The sequence below is a fragment of the Janthinobacterium sp. GW822-FHT07H10 genome (genome assembly GCF_058798675.1).
The window spans coordinates 56,758-70,882 of record NZ_JBXAKS010000003.1; the positions used below are offsets into that span (position 1 = coordinate 56,758).

At 60.9% G+C, this 14,125-nt stretch carries 11 protein-coding genes; 5 read left to right on the forward strand and 6 right to left on the reverse strand.

Going from position 1 to position 14,125, the window contains the following annotated elements; all coding sequences use genetic code 11:
- Position 1 precedes the first annotated feature (1 nt).
- The 3 genes from AC1RDJ_RS08015 to AC1RDJ_RS08025 form a co-directional block, all read right to left on the reverse strand.
- Positions 2 to 445 carry an HIT family protein gene (locus AC1RDJ_RS08015; RefSeq protein ID WP_289887502.1) on the reverse strand — a complete coding sequence of 148 codons (444 nt, stop codon included), beginning with the start codon at positions 443 to 445 and terminating at the stop codon, positions 2 to 4.
- A complete protein-coding gene (locus tag AC1RDJ_RS08020; RefSeq protein WP_493027178.1) occupies positions 442 to 4,482 on the reverse strand; it encodes a DUF3683 domain-containing protein in 4,041 nt (1,346 codons plus the stop codon). Before AC1RDJ_RS08020 ends, AC1RDJ_RS08015 begins: the two co-directional genes overlap by 4 nt.
- 270 nt (positions 4,483 to 4,752) lie before the next feature.
- Entirely contained in the window at positions 4,753 to 5,244 is a 492-nt protein-coding gene (locus AC1RDJ_RS08025) for a YqaA family protein (protein ID WP_493027179.1), read from the reverse strand.
- A gap of 248 nt (positions 5,245 to 5,492) precedes the next feature.
- On the opposite strand from AC1RDJ_RS08025, the gene ilvA reads away from it, so the two are divergent.
- The 5 genes from ilvA (at position 5,493) to rapZ (ending at position 10,934) form a co-directional block, all read left to right on the forward strand.
- Positions 5,493 to 7,028 (forward strand): threonine ammonia-lyase, biosynthetic, encoded by a 1,536-nt coding sequence (ilvA, locus tag AC1RDJ_RS08030; protein ID WP_289887505.1) that lies wholly within the window; start codon positions 5,493 to 5,495, stop codon positions 7,026 to 7,028.
- A gap of 77 nt (positions 7,029 to 7,105) precedes the next feature.
- Positions 7,106 to 7,948, forward strand: a complete 843-nt coding sequence (gene queF, locus AC1RDJ_RS08035) for an NADPH-dependent 7-cyano-7-deazaguanine reductase QueF (protein ID WP_493027405.1) — start codon at positions 7,106 to 7,108, stop codon at positions 7,946 to 7,948.
- Positions 7,949 to 8,282: 334 nt separating this feature from the next.
- Positions 8,283 to 8,765 (forward strand): PTS sugar transporter subunit IIA, encoded by a 483-nt coding sequence (locus AC1RDJ_RS08040; protein ID WP_071325603.1) that lies wholly within the window; start codon positions 8,283 to 8,285, stop codon positions 8,763 to 8,765.
- Between the two features lie 36 nt (positions 8,766 to 8,801).
- Entirely contained in the window at positions 8,802 to 9,737 is a 936-nt protein-coding gene (gene hprK, locus AC1RDJ_RS08045; RefSeq protein ID WP_034753337.1) for an HPr(Ser) kinase/phosphatase, read from the forward strand.
- Between the two features lie 333 nt (positions 9,738 to 10,070).
- A complete protein-coding gene (gene rapZ, locus AC1RDJ_RS08050) occupies positions 10,071 to 10,934 on the forward strand; it encodes an RNase adapter RapZ (protein ID WP_071325604.1) in 864 nt (287 codons plus the stop codon).
- A 38-nt stretch (positions 10,935 to 10,972) separates the two neighbouring features.
- Here rapZ and AC1RDJ_RS08055 read toward each other — a convergent pair whose 3' ends face one another.
- The 3 genes from AC1RDJ_RS08055 to AC1RDJ_RS08065 all read right to left on the reverse strand — a co-directional run bounded on the left by AC1RDJ_RS08055 (position 10,973) and on the right by AC1RDJ_RS08065 (position 14,123).
- Positions 10,973 to 12,058 carry an enoyl-CoA hydratase/isomerase family protein gene (locus AC1RDJ_RS08055; protein ID WP_493027180.1) on the reverse strand — a complete coding sequence of 362 codons (1,086 nt, stop codon included), beginning with the start codon at positions 12,056 to 12,058 and terminating at the stop codon, positions 10,973 to 10,975.
- Positions 12,059 to 12,212: 154 nt separating this feature from the next.
- The gene (hpf, locus tag AC1RDJ_RS08060; RefSeq protein WP_071325606.1) at positions 12,213 to 12,575 is read right to left on the reverse strand and encodes a ribosome hibernation-promoting factor, HPF/YfiA family; all 363 of its coding nucleotides are present in this window, start codon (positions 12,573 to 12,575) and stop codon (positions 12,213 to 12,215) included.
- A gap of 69 nt (positions 12,576 to 12,644) precedes the next feature.
- Positions 12,645 to 14,123, reverse strand: a complete 1,479-nt coding sequence (locus AC1RDJ_RS08065; RefSeq protein ID WP_071325607.1) for an RNA polymerase factor sigma-54 — start codon at positions 14,121 to 14,123, stop codon at positions 12,645 to 12,647.
- Positions 14,124 to 14,125: the final 2 nt, after the last annotated feature.

Sequence of the window (14,125 nt, forward strand, 5' to 3'; positions counted from 1 at the left end):
TTTATGCGGATAAACGTTGAATGATGGCATCGCGCAAGGCCGGCAACAGGGCGCGGCGCGCGGCCAATACCTCGGGCGCCGTCTCGCGCTGCACCACGGCCCAGCTCGGGCTGGGGAAATGCGCATCGTCGCGGTAGCGGGGAATCACGTGCCAATGCACGTGCGGCGTCATGTTGCCGAAACTGGCCACATTGACCTTTTCCGGCTGCATCACTTCACGCACGGCCAGCTCGACTTGCCACACGACTTCCATGACATAGTTGCGCTCGCCCGGCGTCAAATCCGTCATTTCCTTCACATGCCTGTTCCAGATCACGCGGCAAAAGCCGGGATAGGCAGGATCGTCGACGGCCACCACGGACAGGCGTTCGCTGCGCCACAGCAGGGTCTCCAGACCCTGCTTGTTGGCGTAGCCGTCCAGCAGGCTGCACAGATCGCAGGTCACACCAGCACCCGCTCGATGCCGCCGTCATTGGCGCGTTTCACGTAATCCGGCATCCAGTTCTCTCCCAGCAAGTGTTTGGCGATCTCGACGACGATGTAGTCGGCCGTCGTGCCCGAATCATCATTGTAGCGCGACAAGCCTTGCAGGCACGACGGGCAGCTGGTGAGGATTTTCACGTCACCCGTGAAGCCATCGCCGCGCAGCTTGTCGGCGCCCTTGACCATTTCCTCTTCCTTGCGGAAACGCACTTGCGTGGAAATGTCCGGGCGCGTGACGGCCAGCGAACCCGATTCACCGCAGCAACGATCGTTCTTCTCGATCTTCACGTTGTCCACCGTGCTGATCAGGGAATTGATGGTCTTGCCCGATTCCTGCAGCTTCATCGGATTGTGGCAAGGCTCGTGGTACATATAGCGCGTGCCGTTGACGCCTTCCAGCTTGACGTTTTTCTCCAGCAAATACTCATGGATATCCATGATGCGGCAGCCGGGGAAAATCTTTTCAAACTGATACGTGGCCAGCTGGTCGTAGCAGGTGCCGCACGACACGAGCACCGTCTTGATATCCAGGTAATTGAGCGTGTTGGCCATGCGGTGGAACAGGACGCGGTTGTCCGTCATCATCTTCTCGGCCTTGTCGAACTCGCCCGCGCCACGCTGCGGATAACCGCAGCACAGGTAGCCAGGCGGCAAGACCGTCTGCACGCCCACTTCCCACAGCATCGCCTGCGTGGCCAGGCCCACTTGCGAGAACAAACGCTCCGAACCGCAACCGGGGAAGTAGAACACGGCTTCCGTATCGGCCGTGGTCGTCTTCGGATTGCGGATGATCGGGATGACTTTATCGTCTTCGATGTCGAGCAGCGCGCGCGCCGATTTCTTCGGCAGGTTGCCCGGCATCTTTTTATTGATGAAATGGATCACCTGCGCCTTGACGGGCGGCTTGCCCGTCGATGGCGGCGGTGCCTTGGTTTGCTTCTTGGCAAATTTCTTCAACAAATCGTGGCCCAGGCGCTGCGCCTTGTAGCCCCAGCCGATCATGACCTTGCGCGTGGCATTGATGGTCACGGGATCGGTGGCGTTGAGGAACATCATCGTGGCCTTGGTACCAGGATTAAAGCTCTTCTTGTCCATCTTGCGCAGCAAGTTGCGCATGTTCATCGACACGTCGCCGAAGTCGATATTGACCGGGCAAGGCGTGACGCACTTGTGGCATACCGTGCAATGGTCCGCCACGTCCTCGAATTCCTCCCAATGCTTGATGGAAATACCGCGGCGCGTCTGCTCTTCGTACAGGAACGCTTCGATCAGGGACGACGTCGCCAGGATCTTGTCGCGTGGCGAGTACAGCAAGTTGGCGCGTGGCACGTGCGTCGAGCACACGGGCTTGCACTTGCCGCAGCGCAAGCAATCCTTGACGCTGTCGGCGATGGCGCCGATATCGCTTTGCTGCATGATCAGCGATTCATGGCCCATCAGGCCGAACGATGGCGTGTAGGCATTGCGCAAGTCGGCGCCCATGCCTGGCAGGTTCAGCAATTTACCCTTGTTGAAACGGCCTTCCGGATCGATGCGCTGCTTGTAGCTGCGGAACTCGCCGATTTCCTCTTCCGTCAGGAATTCCAGCTTGGTGATGCCGATACCATGCTCACCGGAAATGACGCCGTTGAGCGAGCGGGCCAGGATCATGATGCGGCCCACGGCTTCGTGGGCGTCCTGCAGCATTTCGTAATTGTCCGAGTTGACGGGCAAGTTCGTGTGCACGTTGCCATCGCCCGCATGCATGTGCAGCGCGACAAACACGCGCGAACGCAGGATGCGCGCGTGGATGGCGGTGGCCTCGTCGAGGATCAGCTTGAACGCGGCGCCGTTGAAGATCTGGCGCAGCTGGGCGCGGATTTCCTGCTTCCAGGTAATGCGCACGGTGCGGTCCTGCACCACGTCAAACAGGGTGGCGGCCGGCTGCGTTTCCAGGCGCGCATCGAAGACGGGCAGCAAGCGCTCCATGCCCAGCTCGGCCAGTTCGCCCTTCACGTCGGCCAGCGGACGGTCCAGCTGTGCCAGCAGATAGGTCCAGCGTGCCGTGACTTGCGCCAGCAACTGCTGCGCCTGCTCAGCACGGTCGCCCAGCATTTCCGCATCGTCGACACGGTCGTCGGACGCGTCGTCGCTCTTGCCAACAGGCAAATTACCCTTGCCAAAGAATTCGCTCAAGGCCTCTGCCAGCTGCAGCTTGTTCTTGATCGACAGCTCGATATTGATGCGTTCGATGCCATCCGTGTATTCGCCCATGCGGTTGAGCGGGATCACCACGTCTTCATTGATTTTAAAGGCGTTGGTATGCTTGGCAATGGCGGCCGTGCGGGCACGATCGAGCCAGAATTTCTTGCGCGCCTCGGGGCTGACGGCCACAAAGCCTTCGCCCACGCGCGTGTTGGCGATGCGCACCACTTCCGACGCCGCCTGGGCGACGGCGTTTTCATCGTCGCCGACGATGTCGCCGAACAGGGCCATCTTCGGCAGCACACCCCGTTTCGACTTGGTGGCGTAGCCGACGGCGCGCAGGTAGCGCTCGTCCAGATGCTCGAGGCCCGCCAGGCGGATGGTCGTGTATTGCTCGCCCTTGGCCGGCAAGCCATCGAGGTAATCCTTGATTTCCACGATCGACGGGATCGCATCGCGCGCCTGGCCGAAGAATTCCAGGCAGACGGTGCGGGCGAATTTCGGCATCTTGTGCAGGATCCAGCGCGCCGACGTGATGAGGCCGTCGCAGCCTTCCTTCTGGATGCCCGGCAAGCCGGCGAGGAACTTGTCCGTCACGTCCTTGCCCAGGCCTTCCTTGCGGAACTTGCGGCCAGGAATTTCCAGGATTTCCGTCTTGAACGGTGCGTTCGGCTTGGTGGCCTCGCGCGTGCTCGGGTGGCGCCATTCCAGCTGGAAACGTGCCAGCGCGATATCGTGGATCTTGCCCAGGTTATGGTCGAGGCGCGTGACGTCGAGCCAGTCGCCGTTCGGGTCGACCATGCGCCACGACGCCAGATTGTCGAGCGCCGTGCCCCACAGCACGGCTTTCTTGCCGCCCGCATTCATGGCGACATTGCCGCCGATGCAGGAAGCGTGGGCCGAGGTCGGATCGACGGCAAACACGAAACCGGCCTTTTCCGCCGCTTCCGATACCTTGTTCGTGATCACGCCGGCGCCCGAATTGATGGTCGCGTACTCGTGCGTGAGGCCGGGCAAGACCGTCATTTCCACGGCGCCCAGGGTGATCAGCTTTTCCGTGTTGATGACGGCCGACATCGGTGTCAGGGGAATCGCGCCGCCCGTGTAGCCGGTGCCGCCGCCGCGCGGGATGATGGTCAGTCCCAGCTCGATACAGCCCTTCACCAGGCCGGCCATTTCCTCTTCCGTGTCGGGCGTGAGCACGACGAACGGGTATTCCACGCGCCAGTCGGTGGCATCGGTCACGTGCGACACGCGCGTCATGCCGTCGAAGCGCACGTTGTGCTTTTCCGTGTAGCGGCCCAGTACCTTGACCGTGCGCTTGCGCAAGTCGTAGATCTTGCGGAATTCGTCGCCAAAATCGGCCACGGCCTTGCTGGCCGCCTTCAGCAGCAGCTCCACATTGGCACTGCGCGCCTTGGCGACTTCCGGCGCTTCGCCACTGGCCGCGACGTCGCTGCCGGCCGCATCGATGCCCAGGCGGCGCTTGTCGACCTCGGCCAGGCGATGATGCAAGGCATCGATCAAGCCCTGGCGGCGCTTCGGATTGTCGAGCAAGTCATCCTGCAGGTAGGGATTGCGGCGCACGACCCAGATGTCGCCCAGCACCTCGTACAGCATGCGGGCCGAACGGCCCGTCTGGCGGGCGCCGCGCAGCTCGTCGAGCAGGCGCCAGGAATCCTCTCCCAACAGGCGGATGACGATCTCGCGATCGGAAAACGACGTGTAGTTATACGGGATTTCGCGCAGGCGGCTTGCTGCGGGACCATTGGGCGTTTCTGCCAGTAAAGCTTGGATATGTGCGGGAGCGTTCATGGAGTGTGGTGACGATGTGGACTGGACCCTAAAGACCCATTTTATCTTATTGCGCCGCACCATGCGGGAACAGCCTTATGCCGCCCAAGGTTTAAGCAGGGTCGGCACAACCATAGCAAATATGGTCAAGCCACAATTTCCATGAATAAAAAATCAGTCCCCTTGCCTTTTTCGCGCAAAAATGCCAAGAATCAGACTCGACCACAAACTATCAAACTGCCCAAAAACAGGGCAAACAGGCGTTGCAATGCACACGATACGGCATCGCCATCACGCCAGCATTTGCCCGATCCGGTGCCAGACGCCATCGGGCACGTACAGCAGCAAGCCCGTCATCGTCAGGTAACGCGCGCACTTGCCGACGGCCATGTACGCCACGCTGGGCCAGAACGGCAGCTTGAGCCAGCCTGCCAGCGTGCACAGCGGGTCGCCCACGAGGGGCAGCCAGGCCAGCAGCATGGTCTTGGCGCCATAGCGGGCCAGCCAGCGGAACCAGCGCGTGTTGCGCTCCTTGGCGAACGCCTGCTTGGCCCGGTAGCCCATCCAGTAATCGACGATACCGCCCAGCGTGTTGCCCAGGGTGGCGACGGCAATGGCGGCCCAGAACAGGGAAGGATTGGCCTTGATGACGGCAAAAACGGCCGGCTCTGAGCCGAGCGGCAACAAGGTGGCGGAAATAAAGCTGATCAGAAAGACCGAGGTCAGCCCGACTTCCGGCGCTGCAATCAGTTGCAGCAACCAGGCGATTGCGGATTCGATCATTGAACACTTCGCGATGCGGTAAGGCTCTCCATTATAATGAAGAGCAGCTTGGGCGCCGCACAAACCGCGCCTGCCGGCAAGGGCGCACCCGCCCCGCGTTCTACACAGCATGATTGTTGCCTGGTTATCCGCCGCGGCACAGCCGATATCGACCACCACGCTCCAGCAAGAGACTGTCACAGTAGAGACGCATCGACCTACTGTGGTAGGCTCATCGTCCCTGGCCCAGAATCACTCGCTTGCAGACTATGAACATCGACTACCTCAAGAAAATCCTGACCGCCCGCGTCTATGACGTTGCCTCCGAAACGCCGCTGGAACTGGCCCCTGCCCTGTCGCAGCGCCTGAACAACCAGATTTACTTCAAGCGCGAAGACATGCAAAGCGTGTTCAGCTTCAAGATTCGTGGCGCCTACAACAAGATGTCCAAGCTCAGCGAAGCGGACCGCAAGCGCGGCGTGATTTGCGCCTCGGCCGGCAACCATGCCCAGGGCGTGGCCCTGTCGGCCGCGCGCATGGGTTGCCGCGCCGTCATCGTCATGCCCACCACCACGCCGCTGGTGAAAGTCGAGGCCGTCAAAGGACGGGGCGGCGTGAACGTGGAAGTGGTGCTGCACGGCGAATCCTATACGGATGCCTACAACCACGCGCTGACCCTGGAAAAGGAGCAGAAGCTGACCTTCGTGCACCCGTTCGACGATCCGGACGTCATCGCCGGCCAGGGCACGATCGGCATGGAAATCCTGCGACAGCACGCCGGCCCCATCCATGCCATCTTCGCCCCCATCGGCGGCGGCGGCCTGATCGCCGGCATTGCCGCGTATGTAAAACAGATCCGTCCCGACATCAAGATCATCGGCGTGCAAAGCGTCGATTCGAACGCCATGGCCCGTTCGCTGAAGGCCGGCGAGCGCGTCACCCTGAACGACGTGGGCCTGTTTGCCGACGGCACGGCCGTGCGCCTGGCCGGCGAGGAAACCTTCCGCCTGGTGCAGGCCTATGTCGATGAAATCATCACGGTCGACACGGACGCCATCTGCGCCGCCATCAAGGATGTGTTTACGGATACGCGCTCGATCCTCGAACCGTCGGGCGCACTGGCCGTGGCCGGCGCCAAGGCGTACGTGGAGCGGGCCAGCCTGTCAAAGCACCCGGTCAACCATGAAACCCTGATCACCATCGCCAGCGGCGCGAACATGAATTTCGACCGCCTGCGCTTTGTCGCGGAACGGGCCGAGCTGGGCGAATTCCGCGAAGCCGTGTTTGCCGTCACCATGCGCGAACAGCGGGGCAGTTTCAAGCGATTCTGCTCGCTCATCGGCGCGCGCAACGTGACGGAATTTAACTACCGTATCAGCGACGAGAAGGAAGCGCACGTGTTTGTCGGCATCCAGATTGCCGACCGGCATGAATCGGGCGTGCTGGCGAAGAAATTCGAAGAGCACGAATTCAAGACCCTGGACCTGACGCATGACGAGCTGGCCAAGTCGCATATCCGCCACCTGGTCGGTGGCAAGAGCCGGCTGGCGCAGGATGAGCTGCTATACCGCTTCGAGTTCCCCGAGCGCCCCGGCGCACTCATGCGTTTCCTCGACAGCATGGCGCCGAACTGGAATATTTCCCTGTGTCATTACCGCAGCCAGGGCGGCGACGTGGGGCGCATCCTGATCGGCCTGCAAGTGCCGCCCGATGAAATGGGCGAATTTGCCCGTTTCCTCGATACCCTCGGCTACCGTTACTGGGATGAGAGCAGCAATCCCGTCTACAAACTGTTTTTAGGATAGATGGCGAATCGCCCCGGTATTTGCACCGGGGTGAAATAGGCTACCATGCGTGCTTGACTGAACTTCGCCACACGACCATGACCACCACCAACGACCTCGCCGAACAATCGCCCCTGGGCAAAAGCTCCGCCTACCGCACCGATTACGCGCCGGAATTGCTGTTTCCCATTCCGCGCCAGGGCAAGCGCGACGAGCTGGCATTGCACGGCACGCTGCCATTCTTCGGCCTCGACATCTGGAATGCCTACGAACTGTCGTGGCTGAACCAGCGCGGCAAGCCGCAAGTGGCCATTGCCAAGGTCAGTGCGCCGGCCGATTCGCCCAACATCATCGAATCGAAGTCGTTCAAGCTGTACCTGAACTCGTTCAACCAGACCCGGCTCGAGAATCCGCGAGCGCTGTTGACCCTGCTCAAGCAGGATCTGTCCAAAGGCTTTGGCGCCCCCGTGCAAGTGGAACTGACCTTGCAGGAAGACTTCGGCAAGCTGAAGATGGGCGAGTTCGACGGCGTGCTGCTGGATCGCCTGGACCTGGAAATCACGCAATACACGCCATCGCCGCAGTTGCTGAAGGCGGCCCTGGATGAAGCGCCCGTGGAAGAAAAACTCGTCTCGCACCTGTTGAAATCGAATTGCCTGGTGACAGGCCAGCCGGACTGGGGCAGCGTGCAGATCGAGTACGCGGGACCGCAGATCGACCAGGAAAGCCTGCTGCGCTACCTGATCGGTTTCCGTGAACACAATGAATTTCACGAGCAATGCGTGGAGCGCATCTTTGTCGACATCTTGCGCCAGTGCAAGCCACAGAAACTGTCCGTGTACGCGCGCTATACGCGTCGTGGCGGACTCGACATTAATCCGTGGCGCAGCAACTACAGCACGGGCACCGTGCCGGGCAACCTGCGCAACGCGCGCCAGTAGCCTCACGCGTCCGTGCACAAACAATGCCGCAGGGAATACACGCTGTGTTTTAAAACAACGTTGCGGTCATACTCTGAGGCATCATAAAAGCGCTGAAAAGTCGGAAAATCGGCATTCAGCGACGGAAAAACCGGCGCGCCCCGTGTTTTTAATCAGGAAATAGCCGATACACCCCGATGTTATTTTTTTGCTAAAATGAGGGTGACATGGGCCGTAGCGCCCACTGCGCCCGCAGCGGGCGTATACTGTTGAGAATTGGCGTTACAGGCCGCGGAAACAGGCCTATAATTCGGCTCGCAAGCCCTCTGCGCATTGCACCATTTCATTGAGTGTCATGACTAATCTTAGCAAAATACTATCTCTCGAAAATGTCCTGTTGGATCTGGAAGTGTCCAGCAAAAAGCGCGCTTTCGAGCAAGCCGGCCTGATCTTCGAAAACAATTACGGCATCGCCCGCTCTACCGTCTCGGACAATCTGTTTGCCCGTGAACGCCTGGGTTCGACTGGCCTCGGTCATGGCGTGGCCGTGCCGCATGGCCGCATCAAGGGCATGAAGACGCTGAAAGCGCCACTGGGCGCCTTCGTGCGCCTGGCCGAGCCGATTCCGTTCGAGTCGCCCGATGGCAAGCCCGTCAATCTGCTGTTTTTCCTGCTGATTCCCGATCATGTCACCCAGCAACATCTGGAAATCCTGTCGGAAATCGCCGAAATGTTTTCCGACGACGCCTTCCGCACGGCCCTGGCCACGGATCCGGAACCGAAATCCGTGCATTCGCGCATCGTCAATTGGCAACCTAGTCTTCAAGCGGCGGGTTAAACTTCAGGTATTCCTCCACTCCTGAAGAAGACTGCCATGTTGCAAACGCCGCTGACGATACAACGCCTGTACGACGACAATCGTGAAAGTCTGCAACTGGGCTGGTTCGCCGGCTTCCCCGGCGGCGAACGCCTGATCTCGGGCGACGTCTCGTCAGCCGCCGACCAGGTGGGCCACTTGAACCTGATCCATCCGGGCCGCATCCAGGTCTTCGGCCACCAGGAAATCAATTACTACCAGCGCCTGAAGGTCAATACGCGCACCCACGTGATTGGCGAGCTGATCGCCGGCGGTCCGCCCGCGCTGATCATCGCGCAAGGGCTGGAAACGCCACCCGACATCCTCGCCATCTGCGACGAGCAAAACATTCCCCTGTTCTCGACCCCGCTGCCGGCCGCGCAGGTGATCGACTTCCTGCGCGTCTACCTGTCGAAGAAGTTGGCGCAGCGCATCATCATGCATGGCGTGTTCATGGACGTGCTGGGCGTCGGCGTGCTGATCACGGGCGACTCGGGCCTGGGCAAGAGCGAACTGGGCCTGGAACTGATCTCGCGCAGCCATGGCCTGGTGGCCGACGACGCCGTCGAGTTCTCGCGCATCGCGCCGAACATGATCGAAGGCCGCTGCCCGCCCCTGCTGCAAAACCTGCTGGAAGTGCGGGGCCTGGGTTTGCTCGACATCAAGGCCATCTTTGGCGAAACGGCCGTGCGCCGCAAGATGCGCCTGAAACTGATCGTGCACCTTGTGCGCCGCAACGCGCTGGAAGAGGAAGTCGAGCGCCTGCCATTCCTGTTTCCCACGGAAGACGTGCTGGGCTTGCCCGTGCGCAAGGTCGTCATCCCCGTCGCCGCCGGCCGCAACATCGCCGTGCTGCTGGAAGCGGCCGTGCGCAATACCATCTTGCAACTGCGCGGCATCGACACCTTGCAGGAGTTCATGGAGCGGCAACGACTCGCCATGAGTGGCGATTAATGTTGCCAAGGAGTCCGCCCTTGCAAGGGCGAACCGTGACGCAGGCACGCAGCCATGCTGCGTCAGTTCCCTGCTGCACCAACGACTCGCCATGAGTGGCGATTAATGTTGCCAAGGAGTTCGCCCTGGCAAGGGCGAACCGTGACGCAGGCACGCAGCCATGCTGCGTCAGTTCCCTGCTGCACCAGCAACGCGCCATGAGTGGCGATGACTGCTGGAGGCAGACCCGTCGACAATAATTAAATGTAACCAATACTAAGACCCCAAATGCAATAATTTGTAAAGATAATTGCCTTCGAGGCAGAGGGCCGATCTTTATTGTATGATCGGCGTATGCATATTGTCCTTATTACCGGAATATCCGGCTCCGGCAAATCCGTGGCACTCAATGTGCTGGAAGATACCGGCTACTATTGTGTCGACAACCTGCCGCCGGCGCTGCTACCCAGCCTGGTGCAAACCCTGCTCGATGAAGGCGCGCCGCAACTGGCCGTGGCCGTCGATGCGCGCAGCGCCGAGTCGCTGACCAGCCTGCCGCACAATGTAGCGCTGCTGCGCGACCAGGGGCATGACGTGAAGGTCATGTTCCTGACAGCCACCACGCACTCGCTGGTGGCGCGCTTCTCGGAAACGCGGCGCAGCCATCCGCTGTCGCATGAACTGCGTCCGAACCAGAACCCGGCCAGCCGCCGCACCCTGATCGAATGCATCTCGGAAGAGCGCGAACGCCTGTCGGCCATCGAACAGCTGGGCCATGTGATCGACACCTCGGAACTGAGCGCCAACAAGCTGCGCGCCTGGATCAAGGATATCGTCGCCTCCGAACGGGCGCCGCTGACCCTGTTCTTCGAATCGTTCGCCTTCAAGCTGGGCGTGCCGCTCGATGCCGATTTCGTCTTCGACGTGCGGGCCCTGCCGAATCCCTATTACGACCTGGCCTTGCGCCCGCTCGACGGCCGCGACGCGCCCGTGATCGCCTTCCTCGATGCGCAACCGAGCGCACTCGAGCTGCTGGCCGACATACGCACCTTCATCGAGAAATGGCTGCCATCATTCAAATCCGACAACCGCAGCTACCTGACCGTGGCGCTCGGCTGCACGGGCGGCCAGCACCGCTCCGTGTACATGGCGGAACGGCTGGCGCAGTATTTCAGCCCGAATGAACGCGTCGTCCTGCGCCACCGCGAACGTAGCTAGAACGCCAGGCGACCGCGCGTCGCTTGTATGTGGCCCTGTTAATTCAGATGGCAAAGCGGATGCACTTGCGCCGGCCAGACCGGTGCAAAGAAGCGCGCCACCATGGCCGCATCGACCTCGTCCAGGCTGGCCGGCTGCCAGCGCGGCGCATTGTCCTTGTCGACCACCAGCGCGCGCACGCCTTCGAGCACCTCGCCATGCGCAAAATTGTGGCGCACCAGCGTGCGCTCCATGCGCAGGCAATCGGCCACGCCCAGGTGTGCGCCGCGCTGCAGTAATTCCAGGGTGACCGACATCATCAGCGGCGAGCGCAAACGCATTGCCGCCAGCGCCTTGGCCGCGAACGCACTGTCATCCTGCGCCAGCGATGCCATGATGGCCGCCACGGAAGCGGCACTGAAATGGCGGTCCAGCGCCGTGCGCGCGGCCGCCAGCACAGAGACGCCAGCCTGCGCCTGGAATGGCGCCGCCAGGGCCTTGATGGCCACCGGCAAGCCTTCACCGGGCGTCGACTCGAACAGGGCCGTCAGCGCCTCCATGGCCGTCTCCGGCAGATACACATCGGCCAGGCCTGTATACAGCGCATCGGCCGCGCCGATGGTCAGGCCCGTCAAGCCCAGGTACAGACCCAGCTGGCCAGGCAGGCGCGACAGAAAATAGCTGCCGCCCACATCGGGGAACAGGCCAATATTGACTTCTGGCATGGCCATGCGCGTGCGGCCCGTCACGATGCGCAAGCGGTTGCCGGGGCCGGCCTGCGCCACGCCCATGCCGCCGCCCATCACCACGCCATCCATCACGGCGATATACGGTTTCGGATAGAAATGGATTAAATGATTTAAAGCATATTCTTCTGTAAAGAAATCTTCCAGCAATGCACTGCCACCCTGCGGCGTGGCCCGGCCCGCATCGTAAAAGAAGCGGATGTCGCCGCCGGCGCACAGGGCTTTTTCGCTGCTCGAGCGTATCACCACGGCGTCCACCTGCGGATCGTCGCGCCAGGCCAGCAAGGCGGCACTCATGGTGCGCACCATCTCCAGCGACAGGGAATTCAAGGCTTTCGGGCGGTCGAGCACGATGTGCGCGGTGCGGTTGCGGATGGAGGTGTGGACGAAGTCGCTCATGGCAGGCAGGCAAGAAGTGAAAGTGCCAACATTCTAGCGCCTGCAGGAGCAACCTTGCGTTCGGCCAGGCGATCCGTGCGCAAGGGTGACGGGCGCAAAAAAGGGCGCAAGATGTGCGCCCTTAGTTGATCACAACTGCGAGAAGCGGGTGGCCTTAGACGGCGACGACGGCTTCATCCTCTGAGTTGTCTGGCAGATGCTTGATCGCCTCTTTACCGTGCCCTTGCACTTTGCTTTTGTATTTCATCACTTGCCGGTCCAGCTTGTCGATCAGGGTATCGATCGCGGCATACAGGTCTTGCGCCAGGCTTTCCACATAGACGGTCTTGCCACTCAGACGCAGGTTGACTTCGGCCTTTTGACGCTTTTCTTTCTCTTTGAGGTTGTCCACGGTCAGAATCACGGCGATATCGATAACGTGATCGAAATGACGTTTCACGCGCTCCAGCTTCGTTTGTACGTATTCACGAATGGCTGGTGTCACTTCGAGATGATGTCCGCTGATGGTGAGATTCATACACACTCCTAAAGATGATCGGGTTCGTGCGGTATCCATCGTATCCGGCCCGCAGAGGAACCGAAAAAACTACAAGCACTTACGCAGACTCACTGGCGGAATTTTCAACGCTTCCCGGTATTTGGCAACAGTACGTCGCGCAATCACCATGCCTTGTTCTCCCAGCATGTCCGCAATCTTACTGTCGGATAAAGGATTTTTAGGGTCTTCTGCTCCTGTCAGTTGCACGATCAATGCCCGTATCGCCGTCGATGACGCTTCGCCCCCCGCTTCGGTGGCGACGTGGCTACCAAAGAAATATTTCAACTCGAACATGCCGTGCGGGGTCAGCATGTACTTTTGAGTTGTTACCCGCGAGATAGTACTCTCGTGTAAACCCAGTGTATCAGCTATTTCACGGAGCACAAGGGGGCGCATGGCAACGGCCCCATGCGAGAAAAAGTTCTTTTGTCTTTCTACTATCGCCTGCGCCACGCGCAGGATCGTGTCGAAGCGCTGGCGCATATTCTTGATCAGCCACTTGGCTTCCTGCAACTGTGCACCCATGGCGCCTTCGCCCTTGCCCTGCTTGAGCAGGTTGGCATACATGGCATTGACGCGCAGGCGCGGCATGACGTCATTGTTCAGCGTCACCTGCCAGCCATTGCGCGCGCGCTTGACAACCACGTCCGGCACCACGTAGTCGGAAACGTCGGAGGCGAACACGGCGCCCGGGTGCGGATTGCACAGGCGAATCACGGTCTGCGCCTCGCGCAAGTCTTCGTCGTCGCAATCGAGGGCTTTTTTCAGCTTGTTGAAATCGCGCTGGGCAAACCAGGCCAGGTGCTTTTCCACGATGACGATGGCCATGCGGCGCGTCACCAGGGCGATATGCGGCAAACGCTTGATTTGCAGCGCCAGGCATTCGGAGGCGTTGCGCGCCCCCACGCCTGGCGGATCGAAGCTTTGCAGCAGCGCCAGTGCCGTGCGCAGCTCGTCGGCGTCGATGTCCAGCTCCGCCGGCAGGCGCGCCAGGATGTCGTCGAGCGACTCTTCCAGGTAGCCATTGTCGTCGAGGGCGTCGATGATCAGCTCGACCAGCGCGCGGTCGCGCAATTCTAGCACCGTCACGCGCATCTGCTCCATCAGGTGTTCGCGCAAGGTGCAGTGATGGGCTTCGAGTTGCGGACGGGCATCTTCGTCGTCGGGCGCCTTGCCACGGCTCGCTTCGCTCCAGTCGCTGTCGCCGCCATCCATGGCGGCCGGACTCTCGCCCGCCTCGCCGTCAAACCCATCCGCTTCGGCCGGCGCGGCGGGCGCCTCCTGGCTCGGTGGCTGAGGCGGTGCCTCGGCCGGCGCGGCCGTCGAACTCAAGGCGCCATCGGACAGCAGGCGCAACGAGCGGTCGAGCGGATCGTCGAGACGCTCGAGCAGGGGATTGTCCGTCAACAGCTGCTCTAGCTCCTGGTGCAATTCCAGGGTAGACAATTGCAACAGGCGTATCGATTGCTGCAACTGCGGCGTCAGTGCCAAGTGCTGCGAGGTGCGCAGCTGCAATGATTGTTTCATTG